The sequence below is a fragment of the Rhodococcus sp. JS3073 genome (genome assembly GCF_026810085.1).
Lineage (GTDB): Bacteria > Actinomycetota > Actinomycetes > Mycobacteriales > Mycobacteriaceae > Rhodococcus_F > Rhodococcus_F wratislaviensis.
This window is the reverse complement of sequence record NZ_CP113951.1, coordinates 3,988,486-4,010,748: the sequence shown is the minus strand read 5'-3', so window position 1 is coordinate 4,010,748 and position 22,263 is coordinate 3,988,486. Positions and strand designations below refer to the sequence as shown.

Sequence of the window (22,263 nt, the reverse complement as noted above, 5' to 3'; positions counted from 1 at the left end):
TTCCCATCTCTCGAACGCACAACGCCGGCGGCGCAGTGCTTGGGACTCCACGGTCAAACATCATCGGCAAGGGCAGGCCAGGACCGCTGCCCGGAGCTGATGCCGTTGGTGCATTGGCCTTCCAGGCCCGGCATGGCTCAGCCTTCGAACGATTCATCCCGGTGATCGTTCCGTCCGGTGCGGCGGGCAATCACACCGACGGTCCCCTTCTGCCTCTCTATGCCGAGAGACGCGTGATCTTGGCGAGGGCGTCGCCTATCTTGTCGGCCGCAAGGTCGAGCTCGTAGCGGTCCTGGATATTGAGCCAGAACTGCGCACTGTTGCCGAACGCCTTGGCCAGCCGCAACGCGGTGTCTGCGGTGATCGACCGCTTGCCGAGCACGATCTCGTTGATCCGTCGGGGCGGAACACCGATGATCGTGGCTAGGCGGTTCTGCGTGATGCCGAACGGCTCGAGGAAGTCCTCGCGGAGGATCTCGCCGGGGTGAATTGGGCTCAGGTCTGTAGTCATTGTCGGTGTTCCTTTGTCGATTCTGTGGTCGGATGGAGCGTCGGCTCCCCTCTGGTGGTTAGTGATAGTCGGTGATCTCCACGTCGTATGCGGCGGTGGCGCGCCAGATGAAACAGATGCGGTACTGATCATTGATCCGAACGCTGTACTGGCCCACCCGGTCCCCGGAGAGCTTCTCCAGGCGGTTGCCTGGGGGCACCCTCAGGTCGTTGACGTCGGTGGCAGCCTCGATCAACAGGAGGCGCCGGCGCGCGATCCGCTGAATGTCCTGCGGGAGCTTCTTCGAGAACTGTCGGTGAAAGACCCGCTCGGTCTCTTTGTCGGCGAACGACTCGATCACTCCACGAGTATAACGCACTGCGTTAATAACGTGAAACGTTATGCTCCGTGGAGAGTGGCGGCGCGTCTCCAGCGGTGCTCCAATTGGCCATCCGCTGGCGGGAGCTGCGGAGGCTCAAAATCTCACTCGGTCAGCAGCAACGGCCGAGCGCATACGACCGATCTTGCTCGGTCCGAACTGCGCGGCCGGGATGTCCACCAGGTCCAGACGCTGGCGGCTACGGGTGCCGCATCGCTCGATCCTCAGCTGCCTCCGAGGATGATTCCCGCCCGCGAAAGCTGGCCCATTACATCGATCAGCCAGAAAGTTACTGCGGGCGGAAATGGGGACCAGAAGTTCCAGCTGTCTCCTGCCAGATGAATGAAGCTGTCCATCTGAATCACCTTCTACGAGCGACGGCTGGCGAAGTCGTCGGGGAGCACAGCCAACGATATTCGACATCCGACGGCCGACAGCCCGGAACAAGGATGAGAAGGGAGCGGCACGCCAATGGTGACGGTCTTCGATGACGGATGGTTGAGCGGTACGCTCCGCCCGTCTCGTCTGACTGACGCCGACCCTCTGCGGGTAGCACACTGGGGTTATGAGATTCGCAGGTCGGTTGACTCCAGACGAATTCTGGGAACGCAATCGCGCGCTCGATCAGCAGGTCTGCGATGCGGGACTCTCCTTCCCGACCTACGGACTGAAGGAGTGGACCGGCCCGATCATGCTCGGCAGTTGGGAGTGGCAAGACGACACACTAATCCTTGCGGGACTCAAGCATGGGACACCCGACACCGACGGTCCCTCAGTCGACGTGCTGACAACGGTGCACGATCCAATCGGCAAAGCCGCATCGTTGGTGGTGTCCGCACTTGGACTCACACCCCTTGATGACGAGTATCGGCGTCGTCGTGACGAGGTGGAGGCGGCGGAGGGCCGCAAGGTGCTCGTACCCGTCGATGGGCAGACTGTCTCCTTCGAAGTCTGGGGAGGTCGAGAACGTTGGTGGGCCGCAGCGACGGCCGGCAACGTAGGGATTGTGCTCGAGGGCCGCCGGTATCCATTGAACCAAGTTGCTCTGATCCGGGTTACGGACGTCGAGCCGTATCTATCAGGAAGGAACGCATATATGCGTGCCTTCCGAGGAGAGGACTGACCGGTCAGGGATCCCGTTCCGGGACGAGCGTCGCCGGCAGTCGGGCATGCGCTCGGCGCCGATCTCGTCCCGCTGGTGGTTCCGTCTCCGGGACGCTCAGCACCCGCGTGGGATTCGACCCACGCGGGTCTCGAAACGATGACAGATCGCCAAGACGTGGCCCACTTACGGTGTACTGCTGACTATCGATCGGGTCTGAGGGCACGGTCTGGAGGGTTCATGAGCATCCGAATATCGTCGAACACACCGGATGACGAACCGGGGAACACGTTGTTGCCGGTTCTCGACAGAATCGACGAAGACCTACGCACCCACCCAGCGGTGACGCTTGCGAGCGAAGAAGTCCCCTTGATGCACCGCACCACCGCCGGAGATCGATTCGGTCCAGTCCGGCTCATCGAGCGCGACTCCGAAGTCGCCGTCGTATTCGCCGCAGACACGACCCGTTGGGCGGTTCTTGTTCAGCCCGGTGACGATTCACCGAAGGCATCCCTCATCCTCGGGGTACCCAATCCCCGCGCTAACTTCGGTCGCTCATTTCGGGCTTCGCACTTGAAGCGGTTGACCGTCCATCAATCCGGCGATCCGTCCGTCGCGAAGGAACCACCAGAGTTCGGATGGATGGCACTGACCGGAATCGCTGCCGAAGGCGTGTCTCAGTTCGAAGTGAGGTCGTCGCTCGATACAGACACCGGAGGTGTCGGAGCCGACGGAGTCGTCTTTGCGGTGCTCCGCGCGCGGTGGAGAGAGAAACTGCACGTCACAGTAACCCTTGCCAGCGGCGAGACAGTCCCCATCCATCATCCAAGCCTGCGGCCCGAACGCCCGAGCTGACCAACCCCTGCCGGCGAGGCGTTATCGGGGAGGCGTCGAGCAAGACGGTGGGGGCGTGGCACGGGTTTGTCACGCTGCGTCGGCTTGGGGCGATACCTAGATCATGAGGGTGAGGGAAGTCGCGTTAGGCGCCAGCTCTGTTCTCGCGATCGCAATCGCGGCCTGTGCCTGCTCGCCCGGCGATGAAGCCGAATCGCGCGATCCGAGCGTCTTCGTCCAATCCACCCAGTTTGCACCGCCGCCGGCGCCGATCACCGATCCCGTCCCCACCGCCGAGCAACTGACCGCCTTGTATAACGCCACCACCAACTACTCCATACGCGAGGAGGACCGCGCGCGACTCTTGGAGGGCCCCAGCGACCAGACCCTGCCGATCGCGCGGGCCTGGGGTGCGCAACCCTCACCCCAATACATCCAGTTCACCACCGTGGAACCCGTCGGCTCAGACATGATCAACGCGACTGGCCAGGGCCACCTCGAACGCATGGCCCCTTACCCGGTCGGACCCATCCCCTTCGTGCGTTCCGACAGTGAGTGGAAGCTATCCCGCGCCTTCGTCTGTGGCGGATTGTTTCTCGTCGCACCGCAGGTCTGCGACTAAGGCTGGTCGACAGGCCAACCGATTTGTTCAGATCGGTGACCGGTTGCCGATCGTTTTGCGGGACCGCACACCGACGCCTCGCATGGTGTGGTCTGGGCTGTGCGGACAGTCCGTTCTCGCAAAGATCCGAGGTGAGGTCGCCGAGCGGATGGACGGCTTCCGCGGAATGGACCTCGACTGGTGTTCCGAAGGGGCGGCGGTGGTTCAGCCGGATGCGGGGCCGGGCTGATCCGACTTGGGGCGGTGGGTGTGCTGGAGTTCAGCGTTGATGCGTCGGGCCTCGGCGAGTTGGTCTTCGAGGATGATGATGCGGCACGCGGAATCGAGCGCGGTGCCCTGGTCGATCAGTTCGCGGGCTCGGGCGGCGAGACGCAGCTGGTATCGGGAGTAGCGGCGGTGGCCGCCCTCCGAGCGTCCGGGGGTGAGCAGCTTCGCGGCGTCGAGGCTGCGCAGGAATGCCTGTGTCACGCCGAGGATCTCAGCGGCGTGACCCATGCTGTATGCCGGGTAGTCCTCGTCGTCGAGCTTCCCGGCCGCGCGGCGGTCGGGCGAATCTTCCGGAATGGGGTGACCCCTTTCGAACGGACAGGGCCCCCGGCGCCGTGAGGCACCGGGGGCCGGAGCGGGTTTCACTTCCTTATTCACTGCACTTCTTCCGGCCGTCGGGCCTTCGTGCCGCCCGACCGCCGCCGGATATGCCGGGGCCTTACACACTCACATCAACCCTTGCCCGGCACATCCTGGTCTTGCGGTACTTCTCTGCGGGCAGTTCATTCTCTCCCGCACCTCGTGAACTCTTTCCTTGTGACGAGAGGAACTCTACAACAGCGACCCCTCAATGTCTACAGTCACCACTACAGATATTCTGGAGCGGTTGACCGGGGATTTCACACCCGAACCGACTTTTCTGTCCACGTCGGCGGCTGCTCGCTCGACGGACCGGCTCTCGTTGATCGATGACGGACGGCGAAGTCGCTAGTCGCAGTAGGCGTCGAGATGTCCGCTTCCTCAGATCAGGTGTGGTCGTCCCGATCCCGTCGTCGGCAGGATCACTGGTATCGAGATCGGGAATCAGATGTGAGTGTCGGATCGATATTCAGGGAGTATCGGCATGGCGCAGGGCATTGTGAGGCCATGCGCACCCCTCCGCCGCCGCGTCGATAGCCCCTGATGAGCGATCCGCTTACGGGACGGGTCGGGGACTCGACGTTCGGACAGTCCGCCCCGGTCGTCGTTCCGCAATCGGCGTCGTCATACGTGCCTGCCGGGATTTCTCCAACGGCGACTCTCCTACAGCGATTTCGCGATGATGCTCTTCATCACCTCGTTGGCGCCGGCGTAAATTTTCTGGACGCGGGCGTCCTCGTACATCCGGGCGATCAGGTACTCGCGCATATAGCCGTAGCCGCCGTGCAGTTGGACGCATCGGTCGATGACGGAGCACTGCTGTTCGGTGAGCCAGTACTTGACCATCGCTGCCTCGGCCGGATCCAGCTGCCCGGCCAAGTGTTCGCTGATGCAGTGATCGAGGAACACCTCGCAGATGCGGGCGATCGTCTGACATTCGGCGAGTTCGAACGCGGTGTTCTGGAATTCGAACAGGCTGTGCCCGAAGGCCTGCCGTGATTTCGTGTAGTCGACGGTGTCCTCGACCGCGCGGCGCATGGCCCCCGCCGCCTGCGCGCCGATGATCAGCCGTTCCTGCACCAGCTGCGCGATCAGCTGTCCGAATCCCTGTCCTTCCTGTCCGAGCAGGTTCGTCACCGGGACGCGTACGTCGGTGAATGACAGCTCGGCGGTGTCGGCGCCGTGCTGGCCGACCTTGTCGAGGACCCGCCCGACCGTGAAGCCGGGGCAGTCGCGTAGGTCGACGATCAGCAGTGCCACCCCTTTGGCACCGGCCTTCGGGTCGGTCTTCACCGCCAGCACGATCATGTCGGCGGACGCGCCGTTGGTGATGAAGGTTTTGGACCCGTTGACGATGTAGTCGTCGCCGTCCCGGACCGCGATGGTCTTGATTGCCTTCAGGTCCGACCCGGCGCCGGGTTCGGTCATGCCGATGGCGCCGAGGATATCCCCGGTCGCCATCCCCGGAAGCCAGGTCGTCTTTTGTTCCTCGGTGCCGTATTCGAGGATGTAGTGCGCCACGATGCCCGAGTGCACGGAGATGCCGAAGGACAGGTCACCGGCGTAACCCTGGGCGTCGAAGACGGCAAGATCGTGCGCGAAGGAGCCACCGCCACCGCCGTACTCCTCGGGGATCGAGCAGCACAGCAGTCCGAGCTTGCCGGCTTCGAGCCACACCGAGCGGTCGATGCGCTGCTGGGCGTCCCAGGTTTCGTTGTGGGCGACGACTTCTCGTTCGAAGAACCCGGCGGCGAGGTCGGACAGTGCTTTGACCTCCTCGTCGTGCCATGACGGGACGTACTTCTTCATGGATGTTCCTTTGTGATCGTTTCCGTGCGTGCTGTGAGGCGGCCTCGGGCTGACCGGTGTCCGCCGGTTTGTGGGCCCTATACGGCTTGCTTCTCGGCTCGGGCGGCAAGGGGGTACGCCTCGAGGAGCTTGTGCAGTTCCTGGTGGTACGACGCCACATTGGCGACCTTGATCTGTTCGTACCCACGGACGAGGTCGGGCAGTTCGGCGATCTCCACCGCCGCGGAAACACTGTGGGGGTTGAGCAGGTGGAGGAGTTGCTCGATGGCTTCGCGGTATTCGGTGATCAGCTCGCGTTCCATCTTCCGGATGTGGTGGTAGCCGAACACATCGAGCTTGGTGCCGCGGATCTTGCGCATGCGGTGCAGCGTCCGGAATCCGGGGTTGATCCAGGATCCGAGTGAGAGCTTGTTCTTCATGCCCATGGCGCGCAGCATCGGGGGGTGCAGCCGGACCGACCGTTTCGCGCTCTTGCCGAACGCGTCCTTGACCGCGGCGTCGAAGGCAGGGTCCAAGGCCAGGCGTGCGACCTCGTACTCATCCTTGTACGCCATGAGTTTGAACAGGTTCTTCGCGACTGCCTCGGTCAGTGCGGTGGAGTGTCCGACCAGCGCGGCTTCCCGCTGGCGTACCGATTCCACGAACTGGGCGTAGTCGCGGGCGTAGTCAATGTCCTGGTAGTCGATGAGTTCGGCAGTGCGTAGCCCGACGATGCGGGCGAGTTCGGAATCGGCTGAGGCCCGGACCGTGCCGGCGAGGGCGAGCGCCTGGAGAGATGGGACGGCCGGTTCGAAGTCGGCCCGCCGGTTGCCCTCGATAGCGGCGGTGAGGGCTTCGGGGTCCGCGATGGCCTGACGGCCGCGGCGGAATGCCTGCAGGTTCGCCTCGATCGAGACACCGTTGAGGGTGATTGCCTGTTCGATTGCGGTCGCCTCGATGGGGAGGACACCGGTCTGGAAGGCGGCTCCGATCAGGAGCATGTTCGTGTACTGCTCGTCGTCGAACAACTCACGCGAGAGCAGAGCCGGGTCGAGGTAGATCGCGCGGGAGGTGGCGCCGTCGACGGCGGTGCGGATGGTGCTCAGTTCCGGGAAATGCACTGCGGTGTCGACGATCATCTGACCGGTGGGGATTTCGGTGGTGGAGACGACGGCGACGGTGTCGGAGCTGTTGGCGACCTTCAAGTTGTTGGGGTCGGTGGCGACGAGGGAGTCGCAGCCGAGGTAGAGACCGCAGCGGCCCTCGCCGATCTTCGAGGCGCCCTCGCGGGGTTCGGCGCTGATCTTCAGATCCGACACCACGGCGCCGCCCTTTTGCGCCAGGCCGGTCTGGTCGAGGCTGCGGACGAACTTGCCGTCGATCACGGCGGCGGTAGCCAGGACCTGCGCGACCGTGATGACACCGGTGCCCCCGACGCCCATGATCCGCACCCCGAACTGGCCGTCGATCGCCGGCACGTCGGGGTCGGTGATCAGGTCGGCGGCGATGGCCGGGACAGGTGTGCGCTGCTCCTTCGGGCCGGGGGTGATGGTGACGAAGGAAGGGCAGTCCCCTTTCAAGCACGAAAAGTCCAGGTTGCAGGAGGATTGGTGGATCGTGGTCTTGCGGCCGAACTCGGTGTCGGTGGGGTGCACCGACAGGCAGTTGGACTTCTCCCCGCAGTCGCCGCAGCCTTCGCAGATGCGTTCGTTGATCATCACCCGGGTGGTCGGGGTGGGCAGGGTGCCGCGCTTGCGCTTGCGGCGCTTCTCGGCGGCACATTCCTGGTCGTGCACCAGGACGGTGACCCCGGCGATCGTCGCCAGTTCCGTCTGAACGTCGACGAGGTCGTCCCGATCCCGGATCTCGACGCCCTTGGGGAGTTTCAGTGAGCTGATGCGCTTGCGGTCTTCGGTGGTGACCACGACCTTCTTGACCCCTTCGGCGAGGAGCAGCCGGGTGATCCGGTCCAGCGGCATGGCGCCGACCGGGTCCTGTCCGCCGGTCATGGCGACGGTGGCGTTGTAGAGCAGCTTGTAGGTGACGTTCTCCCCGGAGGCGACGGCGGCGCGCAGCGCCAGACTGCCCGAGTGCATGAACGTGCCGTCGCCGATGTTCTGGATGAGGTGGTTTTCCTCCAGGAACGGGGCCATGCCGATCCATTGGGCGCCTTCGCCGCCCATCTGGGTCAACCCGATCACGTCGCCGACCTGCTTGTCGTCCATCATCATCACCATGGCGTGGCAGCCGATTCCGCCGCCGATCAGCGTGTCCGGTGCCACCTTGGTCGAGGAGTTGTGCGGGCATCCCGAGCAGAAATAGGGGGTGCGGTTCAGCAGCGGCAGTGCGATCTTCGAGGTCCTGGGGCGCTGTCTCCACAGCTGGACCGGTTCGATGCCGTATTCGTCGCCCAGTCGGCGGCTGAGGGCATTGGCGATCAGGTCGGCGTCGAGCTCTCCGAAGATGTTGACCAGGGACTTGCCGTTCGGATCGGTCTTACCGATGACCACCGGGGCGTTGGCGCGCCGGTAGAGGATGTCGCGGACCGCGGTCTCGAGGAACGCCCGCTTCTCCTCGACGACGATGATCTCGTCCAGCCCCGCAGCGAACCGGCGCACGATCTCGGGGTCGACGGGGTAGATCATGCCGAGCTTGAGGATGCGGATCCCGTACCGGAGCAAGTCTGCAGGTCCGAGGCCGAACAGTGAGAGTGCCTCGCGCAGATCGAGATACGTCTTACCGGAAGTGACGATGCCGATCCGGTCGTCGGGCCCGGATTGCACGATTTGGTTCAGTTTGTTGATGCGCGCGTAGTCGAGCGCGCGGGGCAGCCGGTCCATCATCTGGCTGCGTTCGAGGGTGAGCAGGTTGGGGCCGACGAGGTTGGCGTTCGGGGTGTACGTGCTCGGTCCGAGGTCACCGAAGCTCGGGTCGATCCGGTCGGGGTGCACGACGGCGGAACTCGCGCCGTCGGCGACGGCGGTGACGATTTTCAATCCCGACCACAGGCCGGTGAACCGGGACAGGAACGGTGCATGCAGCCCGTAGTCGAGCACCTCCTGGGAATCGGCCGGGCAAAGGGTGGGGATGAGCAGATCCGCCATGGCCACCTCGGACGCGCATGCCAGGCTCGAGGACTTCCCGCCCGGGTCGTCGCCGACGAGGGCGACGGCGCCGCCGCGCGGATCGGTTCCGACGAGGTTGGCGTGCCGAATCGCGTCGGAGGCGCGGTCGAGTCCGGGGGACTTGCCGTACCAGTACCCGGTGACCCCGTCCGAGCGCAGATGCCCGATCTGCGGTGCCATTTGGGTGCCGAGCACGGCGGTGGCGGCCAGTTCTTCGTTGACACCGGGACGGTGCACGAGGTCGTACTCGTCGAGGATCTTGCGTTTGCGGGCGATTTCGAGGTCGTACCCGGCCAGCGGTGATCCTTCGTAGCCGGAGACGAAGGACGACGTGCGGTGGCCGCGCCGCCGGTCGAGGATGGCCCTGTCCCGCAGCACGCGTACCAACCCCTGGATGCCGGTCAGGTAGACCGATCCGTCTTCGAGGACGTAGCGGTCGTCGAGGGAGAACGTGGACGAGCGGGTCTGCATGATGGAGGACAAGGCTGTGTTCCTTCGTGTGATGTCGACGTCGGCGGTCAGGCGGGGGCTGTGCCCGGGGCCAGCCCGGCGACGAGTTCTTCCAGAGTCGCGGCCGCGTCGATGCGGTCGATGAACGCGATCTCGGTGCGGTGAGCGTTTTCGCAGAAGTCGACGACCCGTGGGACGTCGAAGAACGGGATCACGCAGACACCGTCGATGTCGGCGACGACGTAGTCGCCGGGGTTGACGAGATGCCCGCACAGCGAGACCGGACCGTTCATCTGCACGGTCTCGTAGCGGTAGCGGGCGGCGGCGGGATGCCTGGTGGCACTCCACACCGGCAGACCACTTGCGAGGATGGAGCCGGTGTCGCGAATCGCGCCGTCGACGACGCAGCCCCCGATCTGTGCTTTCACCGCCCACCGGGCCGACAGGGCACCCATCACCGCGCCGGACCGCGATCCCGAACAGTCCATGACGGCGACGTCCCCGGGGCGCCCGAGGCCGTAGAGGTCGCGGTCGCCGAAGGTCGTGCCGCGCCCGCTTTCGCGGTTTCCGGTCACGTCCCCTCCGAGGGGCACATACCGCAACGTCACCGCGGGACCGCACATTCGCGCCTGTTCCGAAACCGGTTTCAGCTCGGTCGCAGTGATTGCGGTGCCGATGCCCAGCTCGTCGAGGGCGTCGGCGACGGCGGATGCCGTGTCCGGTATCGCCAGCAACCGGGACACATAGTCTTCGACGTAGCGCGGGATCTCGGTGGTCAGGATCTTCGACTGCGGAACGGTGCCGGTCATGCGCGATCGGGTGTCGGTGAGGTCGGTGTCAGCCACGAAGAGCTCCTTCCATCACGACACGCCGCGACGTCGGCAGGGTGCGCCGGCGGGTGGTTTCGTAGACGTCGATGTCCTCGACGTCGCGCAGGGTCAGGCTGATGTCGTCATAGCCATTGAGCAGTCGCCAGCGGGCGTTGTCATCGAGGTCGAACGTGTAGGTGGCACCGGCCGCGCGGACCTCGCGCCGGACCAGGTCGACGGTGATCGGGACCTCGGGCCGTGCTTCGATCGTGTCCCAGAGTTCGTCGATCACGCGCTGGTCGAGAGCGATCGTGAGCAGACCGTTCTTCAGGGAGTTGCCACGAAAGATGTCCCCGAAGCGGGGGGCGAGGACAGCCGTGAAGCCGTAGTTCTGCAGCGCCCAGACCGCCATTTCGCGTGATGATCCGACGCCGAAGTTCGCACCAGCGACCAGGATGGTCGCGTTGCGGTAGTCGGGTTGGTTGAGGACGAAGCCGGGGTCGAGGCGCCAGTCGTGTAGCAGGGCGTCTTCGTAGCCTTCCTTGGTCACTCCGACGCAGAACCGTGCCGGGATGATCTGGTCGGTGTCGACGTCGGAAATCCGCAGGGGCGCTGCGATTCCGGTGTGTTCGGTAAATCTGTTCATCGAGGTCAGTCCTTCAAATCTGCGGGCGCGGTCAGTCGGCCGGTGACCGCGGTTGCGGCGGCGACGGCGGGTGAGACGAGGTGCGTCATCACGCCCCGTCCTTGGCGGCCTTCGAAGTTGCGGTTGTTCGTCGATGCGGCCCTTTGGCCCGGGCGTAGTCGGTCGTCGTTGAGCGCGACGCACATCGAGCACCCGGAGTAGCGCAGCGGTGCGCCGGCGGCGGCGAAGATCTCATCGAGTCCTTCCTCGACGGCCTGCGCGCGGACGGCCTCCGACCCGGGGACTACGAGCACGTCGATACCGGGGGCGATGCGCCGGCCCTTCCAGACCGCGGCGACCTCCCGCAGGTCCTCGATGCGGCCGTTGGTGCACGAGCCGATGAACACCGCATCGACCTCGACATCACGCAGTGGTGTTCCCGGGGTCAGCTGCATATAGCTCAGAGCGCGTTCGGCGGCAGCACGTTCGACCGGGTCGAGGAACGAGGACGGGGCGGGCACGGCGGCATCGAGCGGAACCGACTGCGCCGGATTCGTCCCCCAGGACACCCGCGGAGCGACGGTGGCCGCGTCGATGTGGACTTCCTTGTCGAAGACGGCATCCTCGTCGGTGAAGAAGGTGCGCCAATACTCGGCTTCGTCATCGAACGCGGCCCCGGACGGCACGTGCGGGCGGCCACGCAGGTACTCGACGGTGACCTCGTCCGGGGCGATGAGACCGGCCCGGGCTCCGGCTTCGATGGACATGTTGCACACCGTCATCCGGCCTTCCATCGACAACGCGCGAATCGCCTCGCCCTGGTATTCGATGACGTATCCCTGCCCGCCGCCGGTGCCAATCTCCTCGATGACTGCGAGGATGAGGTCCTTTGCCGTCGCGCCGGGCGGCAGCTGGCCGTCGACGATCACGCGCATGTTCTGCATGGGCGCCATCGGCAGTGTCTGGGTGGCGAGGACGTGCTCGACCTGACTGGTGCCGATACCGAAGGCGAGAACTCCGAAAGCGCCGTGGGTGCTGGTGTGCGAGTCACAGCAGACCAGCGTCATCCCGGGCTGAGTCAGTCCGAGTTCGGGACCGATGACGTGCACGATCCCGCGTGCGGAATCACCGAGCGAGTACAACTCGATACCGAAATCCCGGCAGTTGCGCCGAATGTGGTCGAGCTGCTCGACCGCCCCCGGGTCGGTGATCGTGCGCAGCACGTCGTCGGTCGGCGTGTTGTGATCCTCGGTGCCCAGGGTCAAGTCGGGGCGGCGGACGGTGCGGCCGGCTGCGCGCAGCCCGGCGAACGCGGCGGGGGTGTTCACCTCGTGCAGCAGGTGCATGTCGATGTAGATCAGATCCGGTTCACCCTCGGCGGAGCGCACGACGTGGCTCCTCCAGATCTTGTCCGCCAGTGTGTAGCCCATGGTCAGCGCCTGTCCCTTCCCGTAACCCACGTCCGCCTCCATTGATGGTGGCGATGACGATGGCAAGCGGTGCATGCGGATCGAATGCTCGCCGATCGCACCGCCGTGCTCTATGTGACCCACAACATAGGCAGACCTGTACCGTGAGATAAACCGAGAACCGAAAATTGCTACCAAGTGCTCAACGACCACGGTCGAATGCGCAGCCGAATGCGCATGTGGACCAATTTCTCACCCTCACGACAGGACTACCGATGGACGGCTTCGACAAACTCGACCTCGACCTGCTCCGACTCATCGTCGAAGAGCCCCGTGCGGGGGTGCGCGAGTACTCCCGCAGACTCAACATCGCCCGCAACACCGCCCAAGCCCGGATCACCAAACTCGAGAAGGCCGGTGTGATCGTCACCTGGCGCCCGCAGATCAACCTCGCCCCCCTCGGCTACGCCGTCATGGCCTTCGTGCACGTCCACATCGCCCAAAGTCAGGTCAACGAAACCCTGGAACGGCTCACCGCGATCCCGGAACTGATCGAGGCCAACACCGTCTCCGGCGAAGGGGACCTGTTGTGCCGATTCGTCGCTCGGGACAACTCCCACTTCGAGGACGTCCTGCAGGCTGTCATGAAAACCGAGGGTGTGCTGCGGACCCGTTCCGAGATTGTCCTGAGTCGGCGAATCTGGCCGCGGACCATCCCGATCGTGGAGAAACTGCGGGCAGAAAATTGATCTGCCGGATGCCGGGGTAGCCGAGCTTCTGGCTCACTGCCCGCGACACGGCTGAACCATCCGCCGCCCGAGAGCCGGGATGCTGAGCTATTGGCTCAACCACCCCGACCGCGACTGGTTCACGTTGAGCACCTGGATGCTTTCTCGGCGGGGGAGTTGATTCTGTGACCGCCATCACCCTTGAATAGCGGGGCACGGCAACGCCACATGCCGTCCCCGGCGGATCAGGCGTCGCCGCTCTCGGCTCACTGCCACCGGTTTACACCGGCAGGCGGCTCGGATCTCCGGGCATCCACCGAAAGGGTTACCTCCGATGCTCTACTTCATCTCGATCGCGGCGCTGATCGCCCTGTTCGCGATCGGCACCATGACACCCATCAACATGGGCGTCTTGGCATTCGCCGCCGCCTTCGTGATCGGCGGCTGGCTGGCCGGACTGTCCATGGACGAGATCTTCGGGTTCTTCCCCGGCAGTATCTTCACCATCATCGTCGGGATCACCCTGCTGTTCGGAATCGCCCGGGTCAACGGCACCGTCGACCTCCTCGTGGGCGGCGCACTGAAGCTTGTCCGAGGCAAGCGCTGGGCCATCGTCTGGCTGATGTTCTTCCTCGGCGCCGGCCTGATGACCATGGGCTCGGTACTTGCAGTCGGGATGCTCGCCCCCATCGCCATGCCGATCGCCAAGCGCTACAAGATCGACCCCCTGCTGATGGGCATGATGATCAGCCACGGCGTACTCGGTGCGGCGTTCTCGCCAATCACCGTCTACGGCGCATTCACGAACGGCTGGCTCCAGTCCGCCGGCCTACCCACCAACCCCCTCGCGCTGTACGCCATCCCCCTCGGACTCAGTTTCCTGCTCGCCCTCGGCCTCTTCCTCGTCCGCGGCCGCGACCTGCTCCGTGCCGATGACCAGTCGATCGACATCGACGACCTCACCTCGAGTGACAACCCCACCGTCGCAGGCAGTCCCGCACCGCAACCCCGCGGCGGCGACCTCGTCACAACCGGAGCGAGCGCCGGACAGCGCGCCACCTCAGCCCGACACGGTGCCGGCCCCATGGTGCTGACTACTGGATCGCCGCAGCCCGCCCGCGAACCGGATCGGCTCACCGAGATCGAATCCACCGGATTCACCCCGCTGCGTGTCCTCACCCTGCTCGGCATGGTCGCCCTCCTCATCGGATCCGCCGTTTTCCAGATCGACGTCGGTGTCTGCTCGATGGTCATCGCCGCCATCCTCCTCGTCCTCGCACCGAACAAGCACAAGCCCGCCGTCAACAACGTCACCTGGTCCGCGGTACTCCTCGTCTGCGGAATGCTCACCTACATGAGCGTGCTCAAGGCCAACGGCACCCTCGAATTCCTCGGCGACGCTGCAGCGTCACTCGGATCGCCGCTCCTCACGGCCCTGATCCTCTGCTACGCCGTCGCCGCCGTCTCCGCCGTCGGCTCCTCCATCGGAACCCTCGGCATCGTCCTCCCGCTCGCGGCACCGCTGCTGATGATGGGCGAGGTCGGCCTCATCGGTTTCGTCGCCGCCGTCTCGTTCTCCGCGGTCATCGTCGACGTCAGCCCCCTCTCCAGCAACGGCGTCATGGTCCTTGCCAACGCCCAGGTCCCCGACCGCGACAAGTTCCAACGCTCCCTCTTCAAATACACCGGCTACATCGTCCTTGTCGCCCCAATCCTCGCCTGGCTCTTCGTCGTACTCCCCACCTCGATGTAGTCCTGTCAATGACGACGTCCAGCAGCTGAAGCGCCGGGGCGCCCCATGTGGGGCGACCGGCGCTTCCCCTGTCTACGGTTGGCCGGCGGTTCGGCCTGTCCGGTCAACGATCGTCGTCGGAACCGTACCGACGGAATCCGATCATCATCCAAGAGTTTCCGTGACCGCGGTCTTGGTGGCAGCTCCTGCTCATCCCCTCCGCTGGTTGGTCGCTGCCCTCGACTTCGACATGGTCGTGGACAACGATTTTCAACGCCGGGTTCAGTTCGGGACCTTCTCGGAAGGTGCGGACCTCGCCGTCATCGCCGCCACCGGAACGCTCGATACCGAAGCGGCGGCCATCGACTGGGACGATCCCACAGTCGTATTGCGCGACAGTGAGAACGGCACGATCACCGTCGCCGACGCCATGGCCGACCTCGCCAAGTGGGAAAGGCGGGGGTGGGCGTGGATTGCCGCGGACCGGAACGAGTTCGCCAGCCTCTATCTGCGTGCCAAGCACCCCGAACTCGTACGCGAGTACTCGTATCCCTGAAGGCACCGTCTGCATGGATGCGATATCCCAGTGAACCGGGTTGCGCCCAACCCGCCGCGGAGGCGGCGACCGGACACCGATCGGCGTACGGAACGAGCACCGACTGCTGCCGGCATCCGACATCGCCGAACTCGTCCCGGTGCGGGTTCGGCTTGCGGGACGACCGGTTCACGGCTTGGGCGATGAGTTTCGGGGCGCGGCGGGGTCTGATTGCGTATGACGATGACGACGAGAGTGTTGAGTGTGTCGGTTCCGGTCGCTGACCAGAACGCCGCGCTGAGGTTCTATACCGAGGTGCTGGGCTGCGAACTCCGCACCGACGTGGAGGTGTGGCCGGGTGCACGGCTGGTCGAGGTTGTGCCACCGGATTCGAATGTCGCCTTGGTGCTCCTACCGCCCGACAGTGAGATCCCGGTGGCAATCCGGTTGGGCACCTCCGATGCTCAACAGGCCCTCGACAAGGTCCGTGAGGCCGGGGTGACCCTGCACAACCAGGAGCTGGTCCGGATGGAAGGAGTGCCGGCGATGTTCTTCTTCACCGACCCCGACGGTAACGGTCTGGTCTACCTGGAGGAGACCGACCAGAGCGGAGCCTCGGTAAGCGCGACAGCCCCCGACCAGCAGCGCGAAGGAGCATGAGCATGGCAGATCCCCGACCCCTGGACATCACCTTCACCGCTCGCCTGGGCAAGGTCCGTCCCGGGGACACGTGGACGTGTGTGCAGCTACCCGACTCAGCACAGATCTTCGGTACCCGTGGTCTGGTCAAGGTTGCCGGGACCATCGACGCGCACCCGTTCACCGGAGCGTTCATGGCCCTGGGAGACGGAACCCACAAGCTGCCAGTGGCTGCTGCCATCCGCAAGGCGATCGGCAAGAACGACGGTGACGACATCGAGGTCCACCTCACCGAGCGACTGAACTGAACTCACCAGAGGCAGGACGTCCGGTCCGGGATCGTTAATCGGTTTTGGACAGGTCGTACCTGAGTGGCCACGAATGCGAAGCCTTCTACCGCGCCGGTTGGCTTCTGCCACTCGAAGTCGACCTCTTGGCCAGGGTTGAGCGCTCGGAATCCATCGATTTCGACTTCACTGAAATGCACCCAGCAGCAACCGGGGTCTGCACACAGTCGATGGCGCCCCACCCGTCTTCTCTCTTCCAGAACCGGACAACGCCCCGTGAAGTCATCTCCCGATGATGCAGGAAGCTGCGCCGGTCATCGATCCGCCTGCGGGACGGGTCGGGGACTCGACGTTCGGATGATCCGTCCCAGTCGTTCGCGTCCGTACGCACATCCGCTTGGCGTGGCGGTGAACCAGCCCGCGGTGTGGCCTGACCGATGATTTTCCGCGCCGTGCTGGTCTGTACACCGAGTACCGACTTACGGGAGGCTGACACCATGCGGAAACTGACCTTCGGCATGAACGTGAGCCTGGACGGTTACATCGCCGCGCCCGGCGACGACCTCGGCTGGGGTGTGCCGAGCGACGAACTGTTCCAGTGGTGGTCCGACCGGGTGAGGGCGACAGGCACGGCGCTGTACGGGCGCAAATTGTGGGAGGACGATGAGCTCCCACTGGCCGACCGCCGACCAGCAGCCGGCTGCCACGCCGGCGGAGATCGAGTTCGCCCGCCGCTGGCGGGACATGCCGAAGGTGGTGTTCTCCTCGACGACCAGCACAGTCGACTGGAACACCCGCCTGGTCACCGGCGACGCGGTCACCGAGATCGGCCGGCTCAAGGCTGAGGACGGCGGCCCCATGGATATCGGCGGTGCCACACTCGCCGCAGTGGCCATGCGGGAGGGGCTGATCGACGAGTACGTGATCGTCACCCATCCGGTCCTGATAGGTGGCGGCACGCCGTTCTTTGCGGCCCTGGACAACTGGGTGAACCTGACCCTGGTGGAGACCGGGACGTTCCCTGACGGCGTGGTCCTGACCAGGTACGAGACCAGGCGCTGAGTACCCAACCTCGGGGCGGCCCGGGCTTCGGGCCGCCCCAGGATCTCGTGGCGCTGTGTGTCGAGGCGATCGTGATACCCAGTTGAGGAGCGGCTGCTGATCGGCGGCAACCAAGCAGAGGGTTTCGGCGACAATCCCGGCGATCCGATCTGCGAACGCGAGGCATCGGTCGAGTGGGCTACTGCACCGGCTCGAGCGGCGGCTGCGTCCATGCTCCGTCCAGTGCCTCGGCTTTGGGCCAGTACAGGCGCATGAACATGGCGAACGGTCCGCGAGGTGCGGGAAGCCAGTTCGACTCCTTCTCGGTGCCCGGCGACTCTGCCTGAATGTAGAGGGTGAGGCCGCCGTCGGGATCGCGCTGCAGCTGCGGCAGCATCGGCGAGTTGATGAGGTACCGGTTGAGGGGGTTGGCGACGAGCAGGCTCGCCGGCATTTCATACATCGTCAGGGACCAGAATGCGTTGACGGGCGGAAGTTGGCCCGGCGCGAAGCGCAGCGTGTAGCGAGTTCGGCTGGCGTCCAGCGCCGTCCCGTTCGCATCCACGTTATAGGCCGGATACAGGGCTTCGTCTTTCGAGTTACCGTATATTCCCAGTACTGCGCCCGCCATCCGGTAGAGGTAGTTGTTGTCGAGGAATCCGCGTGTTCCAAAGACGTCACCGGCGGTGACCTCGCCCGTGTTCACCTTCGTCTTTTCGAGGTCCGCGAACGCTGCCCAGGCGTCGGCTATGCCGTCCTCGACGGCCTGGGTCACCTCGGGAGAGAGTGAACTCGCGTCGAAAGTCCTTCCAGCGCCGATGCCGAGCGGGGCGAACCGCGCCATCAGGTCCGTTTCGGAGGGGTCCGTCGGACAGAACTGCAGAACAAAATTCAGGATGTCGAAGAACGCCGGCGAGGTGCGCTCCTGTTCGGCGGTGAGCGGCGTGATGAAGTCGACCGTCGGTGCCGGTGCGGGCGCGGGTGTTCCCAGGAAATCCGACAGGGGTTGCACCGTGTAGCCGGCCTGGACGTTCATCACGTTGTCGAGGTCGGCCGGGTCGAACAGCTGCGTTCGATAGGCCGCGAGGACGAACTCCGTGGCGGAAGGGATCACTGCCGTGATCCCCGCCGGTGTCTCTCCCTGCCAGCCCGGGCCGGCAATGAGATAGCTGCCGCCGCCGTTGCCGGTGGTGCGGCTTCCGAGGTAGTGGAAGTTGAAGGTGTAGAGGTCGATGAGCTGAACCGAGAAATATCGGCTCTCGTCGATTTCCGGCACGGTGAGCACGACCGGCTCGGCGCGAAGGTCCAAGCCGGCCATGGAGTACGGTGTGTCCGAGTTCGGGGTCTGGATCGTCTTGTCCTCCGGTGTGAAGACGCGCCCCATGTTTCGGATCTGGTTCCAGGGCGCCTTGTACTCGGAGTCGGCGCTGTCGACGAAATAGGAATACTGGACACGGTAACTGTCGACCATCGGGAACCCGTAGATGTACGCCTCCTTGGCGATGGAGCGCGCCTCGTCAGATGTGATGGAATGGGAAAGTTCTGCGTTCATTGCATTCACCGTCCGGTTTTTGCCTGAGCATTGATGCCGTCATTGCGCGGGAGGATCTCACCCGCTCGCCTTCCAAGAGTCTTGTTGACGCGACCTCGCGGTGATCCTTGTTCGGCTCGTGCCCGCGCTGAGCGTGGTGTGTCAGCCGAGCGCCTTCGCCTCGAGGACGTCGAACTCCGCCCGGCTGATGGTGGAGCAGTCTCTCCATGCTCATCGCGACTCGATCCTCGGACACACTTCTCCATTGTGTGCTTGTGGCGCCCGGAAATTTGGCAGATCCCTGCCTCCGTCCGTCGATGGGACCCACCACGTGGAGGATCGTTGACCGGTCAGCGATCCCCTTGCGGTGTTTCATGAGGTCAATGCCCCGAAATGGTTGAATGAGAGACAAACCCAAACTGCGCATAAGTATCCAGAGCAGATCATGTCGTGTGCCATTCGTTTCACGAGACACGGCGCGTCACACGAACTGCCGAGCGCCTCTCGCTCACCCAGCCGTCGGTCAGCCATTCCCTGAGGCTTCGTGAGGCGTTCGAGGCCATCGACACCACGGTTAGCGGTGTGGGCCAGTTCGATCCCGCGACGTCGCGCCGCACCTTCCGACTCCACGCCACCGACCTCGGTGAAGTGAGTCTGCTGCCGCCGGAGACTGCTCCGGGGGTCGACGTCCACATCATTCCGCTCAACATCGCCGTGGTCGAGACCGAACTCCGGCAAGGCAAGCCGACGCCGTCATCTGCACCCACGTCGCCGTCGACGTGAGCGCCGGCCACACGGACGTCGACAGATCGTTGTCCTTGCACGGCCACTCACACGACGTCGCGTTACGCATCGCGCATTTCGCGGCCCTCCACAGCTGATCGAGAAGGCGCCCCATCTCTCGATCATCCCCCGGTCGGTGTCCGACAAGTTCTCCCGGATGGCCGACGTGAAAACGTTCGAACTACCGTTTTCCGTTCCAGCGATGGAGACTTCGCTCTATACCCTCAAGAAGGTGCTTCCGGACCCCGGCACTGAATGGTTCCGTGCCACCGTGAGGAAAGCCTTGGGCGCCGCGACGAACCGGAATCCGGATGTGGTTACCGCGCGGTGAGTCGGATCACGGGGTATTCCCGGTCGGATTTGCTCTGGTACTTCGCGATGCGGGGCTGGGCGGTGGCGATGCGCTGCCATGCCTGCTCACGCTCGGCGCCGTCGAGCTGCTGCGGGATCACCGGCGTGGCGTCGTGACCGGGCAATTCGATCGACGCCTTGTCGGGGTGCGCCATCAGATTGGCGTGCCAGTCCGGGTTCTGGCTCCCGCCGCCCGACGCGACGACCAGCCGGGCATCGTCACCGTCGTCGAACCACGCCACCGGCGATTGCCGCGGCTGTCCGCTGCGGCGGCCGACCGTGTTCAGGATCAGCACGTCCATGCCCATGAACTGGCCGCGGCCGCGTCGGATCTTGCGGTTCATGCGGGCGTTCATCTTTCGCTGCATCCACCGTGAGAACGCTCCGGGGGTGCCCGGCTTCCGCTTGCCTGCCTGGTTGTTCGTCATCCGCTTCTCCCATCGGTCACTTCGCCTCGCGACATCCACGACTGAGCCGTCAGCTCTGCGGCTCTCGGCAATGACGCTAGTGCGGCCCGGTGGTCGGCGCTTCTCGATTCCTGATCGGTTCGGTCATCGCTACCGATGACCGAACCGGGATCGCCATCGTCGCCACTCGACGTCAGCCGACTGCCCTGTGTCCCAATGCGTCGATTGCCTCGGTCACCTCGGGGACGGCGCCGGCCGTGACGTCGTCGAGGCCCGGCACGGATCGGTAGCTCGCGCGTACGACCCCGTCGGTGCAGTCGTACTCGACGATGCCGAGTTGGTGGAGCGGCCCGGGCAGGGCGTCACCGTCGCCGGCCACGAACCCGGTGGACGGCGCCCAGACCTCGAGCGTGTCACCCCGTCGCGTCTGCCGATAGCAGTGCAGGTGCCCACTGCCGACGGCAGCGAGTGACACCTTTCCGAGGGCCGTGAGCAACCGGGTGCGGGATTCCCCGATGTCGACGGCATGCCCGACGGGTTCGTCGACCGCGCTCCAGATCGGCTTGTGCAGGAAAACGATCACCCGCTGCGACTCGGGGACGTCCGCGGCGACGTCTTCGATCCAGGCCCACTGCCTGGTCTCCCGGTCGAGACCGGAACCGAAGAGCTCGCTGTTCAATCCGAGGACCGTCCAGTTGTCGGCGTCGTGGCGCCAGTGATCGGGCCCCCATACCGTCTCGAAGGCGGCGATCCGCTCATCGGTGACGCCGATTCCCTGCCAGGGAGCGGAGCCCGGCTCACCGATGTCGTGGTTGCCGGGCACGACGAGCACCGGCGCGGTGAACCGCTGCATCAGTGTGTGGGCGTGCGCTCGGTCGTCGACATCGTCGGGATGGATGATCACGATGTCGCCGGAGTGCACGACGAGATCGGGACGGACCTGATTGTTCACGTAGTCGACGACGAGCTCGAAGTTCTGCTGGGTGCGCCCGCCGCGGGCGGACAGGTGCGTGTCGCTGATCTGGACGATCTTCATCGGAGCTCCTTCGGGTTGTGTTCGGCCGACCGTCATTTGAGGCCCGACCGGACGAATGCGTCGCGCACGTAGCGCTGGAGGAACAGGTAGATCAGAAAGATGGGCAGGCACGCGAGGCCGGACGCGGCCATCACAGCACCCCAGTTGTTGCCTTCCGCGCCGAGGAAGCCGCGAATTCCGATCTGGACGACCGCATTCGACTGCCGCATGATCAGCGAAGGCCACAGGTACTCGTTCCATGCCGAGATGAACAACATGATGCCGAGCGCCGCGAGCGCCGGTCTCATGTTGGGCAGCACCACCTTCCACAGGGTTGACCACGAGTTCTGGCCGTCGATCTGGGACGCGTCCAGCAACTCTCGCGGAAACGCCTCCATGTGCTGGCGCATCAACAGAACACCGAAGGCCGAGCACAGATTCGGGATCACGATTCCGGCAACGGTATTCAGCAGACCCATCTGTGAGATGAGAAGGTAGTTCGGAATCATGGTGACCTGGAACGGCACCAGCCACGATCCCACGAACAGCAGAAACAGCACCTGCTTCCCGAAGAACGTCCACCGCGCGAAGGCGTAGGCGGCCAGGATCGCGACCAGAAGCTGGCTGACGGACATCGCCAGCGCCATGACGAACGTGTTGACGAGCATCGACGCCATCGGAATGGTCTCCCACACGTAGCGGAAGTTGTCCAGACTGAACGGGGACGGTACCGGGCTGACCGACAGGGAGTCCTCGGGACGACGGAATGCGGTGGCGAACATCCAGTACACCGGGAAGATACTGAACACGGTGACGGCGGCGAGCACCACGTGCCCGGTCGCCACCCGGCTGCGGGAACGGGTGGCGACCGGGGCGTCGCCGGGATCGCGGGTCGGGGCTGCGACGGTGGTCGATCGGGCCGGCGCATCGACGAGTGCAAAAGCCATGGGATGT

23 protein-coding genes and 1 pseudogene are annotated in these 22,263 nt (G+C 64.7%); 11 read left to right on the top strand and 13 right to left on the bottom strand.

Annotated elements, in window-relative coordinates; all coding sequences use genetic code 11:
* Window positions 1-217: 217 nt before the first annotated feature.
* The 3 genes from OYT95_RS18215 to OYT95_RS18205 form a co-directional block, all read right to left on the bottom strand.
* On the bottom strand, window positions 218-511 hold the full coding sequence (locus OYT95_RS18215; protein WP_007297375.1) for a HigA family addiction module antitoxin: 294 nt from the start codon (window positions 509-511) through the stop codon (window positions 218-220).
* Window positions 512-569: 58 nt separating this feature from the next.
* Window positions 570-851: a type II toxin-antitoxin system RelE/ParE family toxin gene (locus OYT95_RS18210; protein ID WP_007297374.1), complete on the bottom strand. Its 282-nt coding sequence runs from the start codon at window positions 849-851 to the stop codon at window positions 570-572.
* 242 nt (window positions 852-1,093) lie between these two features.
* Entirely contained in the window at window positions 1,094-1,225 is a 132-nt protein-coding gene (locus OYT95_RS18205) for a hypothetical protein (protein ID WP_009480666.1), read from the bottom strand.
* A 209-nt stretch (window positions 1,226-1,434) separates the two neighbouring features.
* Here OYT95_RS18205 and OYT95_RS18200 point away from each other — a divergent pair, with 209 nt between their 5' ends.
* From OYT95_RS18200 to OYT95_RS18190, 3 genes are all read left to right on the top strand, one after another.
* The gene (locus OYT95_RS18200; protein WP_268792128.1) at window positions 1,435-1,992 is read left to right on the top strand and encodes a hypothetical protein; all 558 of its coding nucleotides are present in this window, start codon (window positions 1,435-1,437) and stop codon (window positions 1,990-1,992) included.
* Window positions 1,993-2,265: 273 nt separating this feature from the next.
* A complete protein-coding gene (locus OYT95_RS18195; protein ID WP_146777800.1) occupies window positions 2,266-2,826 on the top strand; it encodes a hypothetical protein in 561 nt (186 codons plus the stop codon).
* A 103-nt stretch (window positions 2,827-2,929) separates the two neighbouring features.
* Window positions 2,930-3,427 (top strand): hypothetical protein, encoded by a 498-nt coding sequence (locus tag OYT95_RS18190; protein WP_268792127.1) that lies wholly within the window; start codon window positions 2,930-2,932, stop codon window positions 3,425-3,427.
* Between the two features lie 204 nt (window positions 3,428-3,631).
* Here OYT95_RS18190 and OYT95_RS18185 read toward each other — a convergent pair whose 3' ends face one another.
* The 6 genes from OYT95_RS18185 to leuC all read right to left on the bottom strand — a co-directional run bounded on the left by OYT95_RS18185 (window position 3,632) and on the right by leuC (window position 12,281).
* Window positions 3,632-4,072: a MerR family transcriptional regulator gene (locus tag OYT95_RS18185; RefSeq protein ID WP_255309519.1), complete on the bottom strand. Its 441-nt coding sequence runs from the start codon at window positions 4,070-4,072 to the stop codon at window positions 3,632-3,634.
* Between the two features lie 645 nt (window positions 4,073-4,717).
* On the bottom strand, window positions 4,718-5,863 hold the full coding sequence (locus OYT95_RS18180; RefSeq protein ID WP_037240897.1) for an acyl-CoA dehydrogenase family protein: 1,146 nt from the start codon (window positions 5,861-5,863) through the stop codon (window positions 4,718-4,720).
* Between the two features lie 77 nt (window positions 5,864-5,940).
* On the bottom strand, window positions 5,941-9,438 hold the full coding sequence (locus OYT95_RS18175; protein WP_268792250.1) for an indolepyruvate ferredoxin oxidoreductase family protein: 3,498 nt from the start codon (window positions 9,436-9,438) through the stop codon (window positions 5,941-5,943).
* Window positions 9,439-9,485: 47 nt separating this feature from the next.
* A complete protein-coding gene (locus tag OYT95_RS18170; RefSeq protein WP_037240903.1) occupies window positions 9,486-10,262 on the bottom strand; it encodes an RraA family protein in 777 nt (258 codons plus the stop codon).
* The gene (gene leuD / locus OYT95_RS18165) at window positions 10,255-10,872 is read right to left on the bottom strand and encodes a 3-isopropylmalate dehydratase small subunit (protein ID WP_037240906.1); all 618 of its coding nucleotides are present in this window, start codon (window positions 10,870-10,872) and stop codon (window positions 10,255-10,257) included. Before leuD ends, OYT95_RS18170 begins: the two co-directional genes overlap by 8 nt.
* Before the next feature lie 5 nt (window positions 10,873-10,877).
* Window positions 10,878-12,281, bottom strand: coding sequence for a 3-isopropylmalate dehydratase large subunit (gene leuC, locus OYT95_RS18160; protein WP_037240916.1), 1,404 nt, complete (start codon window positions 12,279-12,281; stop codon window positions 10,878-10,880).
* A 254-nt stretch (window positions 12,282-12,535) separates the two neighbouring features.
* On the opposite strand from leuC, the gene OYT95_RS18155 reads away from it, so the two are divergent.
* The 6 genes and pseudogenes from OYT95_RS18155 (at window position 12,536) to OYT95_RS18125 (ending at window position 17,243) form a co-directional block, all read left to right on the top strand.
* Entirely contained in the window at window positions 12,536-13,009 is a 474-nt protein-coding gene (locus OYT95_RS18155; RefSeq protein ID WP_037240909.1) for an Lrp/AsnC family transcriptional regulator, read from the top strand.
* A 313-nt stretch (window positions 13,010-13,322) separates the two neighbouring features.
* Entirely contained in the window at window positions 13,323-14,741 is a 1,419-nt protein-coding gene (locus OYT95_RS18150) for an SLC13 family permease (RefSeq protein WP_037240912.1), read from the top strand.
* A gap of 160 nt (window positions 14,742-14,901) precedes the next feature.
* A complete protein-coding gene (locus OYT95_RS18145; protein ID WP_245973395.1) occupies window positions 14,902-15,276 on the top strand; it encodes a hypothetical protein in 375 nt (124 codons plus the stop codon).
* A gap of 222 nt (window positions 15,277-15,498) precedes the next feature.
* Window positions 15,499-15,915 carry a VOC family protein gene (locus OYT95_RS18140; RefSeq protein WP_200887751.1) on the top strand — a complete coding sequence of 139 codons (417 nt, stop codon included), beginning with the start codon at window positions 15,499-15,501 and terminating at the stop codon, window positions 15,913-15,915.
* A 2-nt stretch (window positions 15,916-15,917) separates the two neighbouring features.
* Window positions 15,918-16,202, top strand: coding sequence for a DUF1905 domain-containing protein (locus OYT95_RS18135; RefSeq protein WP_037246047.1), 285 nt, complete (start codon window positions 15,918-15,920; stop codon window positions 16,200-16,202).
* Between the two features lie 476 nt (window positions 16,203-16,678).
* Window positions 16,679-17,243 (top strand): annotated as a pseudogene (locus OYT95_RS18125) (dihydrofolate reductase family protein).
* Between the two features lie 178 nt (window positions 17,244-17,421).
* Here OYT95_RS18125 and OYT95_RS18120 read toward each other — a convergent pair.
* A complete protein-coding gene (locus tag OYT95_RS18120; protein WP_268792126.1) occupies window positions 17,422-18,774 on the bottom strand; it encodes a DUF1254 domain-containing protein in 1,353 nt (450 codons plus the stop codon).
* A 561-nt stretch (window positions 18,775-19,335) separates the two neighbouring features.
* On the opposite strand from OYT95_RS18120, the gene OYT95_RS18115 reads away from it, so the two are divergent.
* Together OYT95_RS18115 and OYT95_RS18110 are read left to right on the top strand one after the other, a co-directional pair.
* Window positions 19,336-19,536: a hypothetical protein gene (locus tag OYT95_RS18115; protein WP_268792125.1), complete on the top strand. Its 201-nt coding sequence runs from the start codon at window positions 19,336-19,338 to the stop codon at window positions 19,534-19,536.
* A 136-nt stretch (window positions 19,537-19,672) separates the two neighbouring features.
* Complete coding sequence (locus OYT95_RS18110; protein ID WP_268792124.1) at window positions 19,673-19,867, top strand: hypothetical protein; 195 nt, start codon at window positions 19,673-19,675, stop codon at window positions 19,865-19,867.
* On the opposite strand, the gene OYT95_RS18105 is transcribed toward OYT95_RS18110, so the two are convergent.
* The 3 genes from OYT95_RS18105 to OYT95_RS18095 form a co-directional block, all read right to left on the bottom strand.
* Window positions 19,854-20,315, bottom strand: coding sequence for a nitroreductase family deazaflavin-dependent oxidoreductase (locus tag OYT95_RS18105; RefSeq protein WP_037235972.1), 462 nt, complete (start codon window positions 20,313-20,315; stop codon window positions 19,854-19,856). The two genes, OYT95_RS18110 and OYT95_RS18105, sit on opposite strands and share 14 nt — an antisense overlap.
* Window positions 20,316-20,487: 172 nt before the next feature.
* A complete protein-coding gene (locus OYT95_RS18100) occupies window positions 20,488-21,330 on the bottom strand; it encodes a metallophosphoesterase family protein (RefSeq protein ID WP_037235975.1) in 843 nt (280 codons plus the stop codon).
* A gap of 32 nt (window positions 21,331-21,362) precedes the next feature.
* Complete coding sequence (locus OYT95_RS18095; protein WP_268792123.1) at window positions 21,363-22,256, bottom strand: carbohydrate ABC transporter permease; 894 nt, start codon at window positions 22,254-22,256, stop codon at window positions 21,363-21,365.
* Window positions 22,257-22,263 lie beyond the last annotated feature (7 nt).

Coding starts and splice junctions, on each gene's coding strand:
- OYT95_RS18200 (WP_268792128.1), top strand. CDS start 1,435: ATGAGATTCGCAGGTCGGTTGACTCCAGACGAATTCTGGGAACGCAAT.
- OYT95_RS18140 (WP_200887751.1), top strand. CDS start 15,499: ATGACGACGAGAGTGTTGAGTGTGTCGGTTCCGGTCGCTGACCAGAAC.
- OYT95_RS18135 (WP_037246047.1), top strand. CDS start 15,918: ATGGCAGATCCCCGACCCCTGGACATCACCTTCACCGCTCGCCTGGGC.
- OYT95_RS18100 (WP_037235975.1), bottom strand. CDS start 21,330: ATGAAGATCGTCCAGATCAGCGACACGCACCTGTCCGCCCGCGGCGGG.
- leuC (WP_037240916.1), bottom strand. CDS start 12,281: ATGGGCTACACACTGGCGGACAAGATCTGGAGGAGCCACGTCGTGCGC.
- OYT95_RS18190 (WP_268792127.1), top strand. CDS start 2,930: ATGAGGGTGAGGGAAGTCGCGTTAGGCGCCAGCTCTGTTCTCGCGATC.
- OYT95_RS18120 (WP_268792126.1), bottom strand. CDS start 18,774: ATGAACGCAGAACTTTCCCATTCCATCACATCTGACGAGGCGCGCTCC.
- OYT95_RS18095 (WP_268792123.1), bottom strand. CDS start 22,256: ATGGCTTTTGCACTCGTCGATGCGCCGGCCCGATCGACCACCGTCGCA.
- leuD (WP_037240906.1), bottom strand. CDS start 10,872: ATGAACAGATTTACCGAACACACCGGAATCGCAGCGCCCCTGCGGATT.
- OYT95_RS18180 (WP_037240897.1), bottom strand. CDS start 5,863: ATGAAGAAGTACGTCCCGTCATGGCACGACGAGGAGGTCAAAGCACTG.
- OYT95_RS18205 (WP_009480666.1), bottom strand. CDS start 1,225: ATGGACAGCTTCATTCATCTGGCAGGAGACAGCTGGAACTTCTGGTCC.
- OYT95_RS18105 (WP_037235972.1), bottom strand. CDS start 20,315: ATGACGAACAACCAGGCAGGCAAGCGGAAGCCGGGCACCCCCGGAGCG.
- OYT95_RS18175 (WP_268792250.1), bottom strand. CDS start 9,438: ATGCAGACCCGCTCGTCCACGTTCTCCCTCGACGACCGCTACGTCCTC.
- OYT95_RS18215 (WP_007297375.1), bottom strand. CDS start 511: ATGACTACAGACCTGAGCCCAATTCACCCCGGCGAGATCCTCCGCGAG.
- OYT95_RS18150 (WP_037240912.1), top strand. CDS start 13,323: ATGCTCTACTTCATCTCGATCGCGGCGCTGATCGCCCTGTTCGCGATC.
- OYT95_RS18155 (WP_037240909.1), top strand. CDS start 12,536: ATGGACGGCTTCGACAAACTCGACCTCGACCTGCTCCGACTCATCGTC.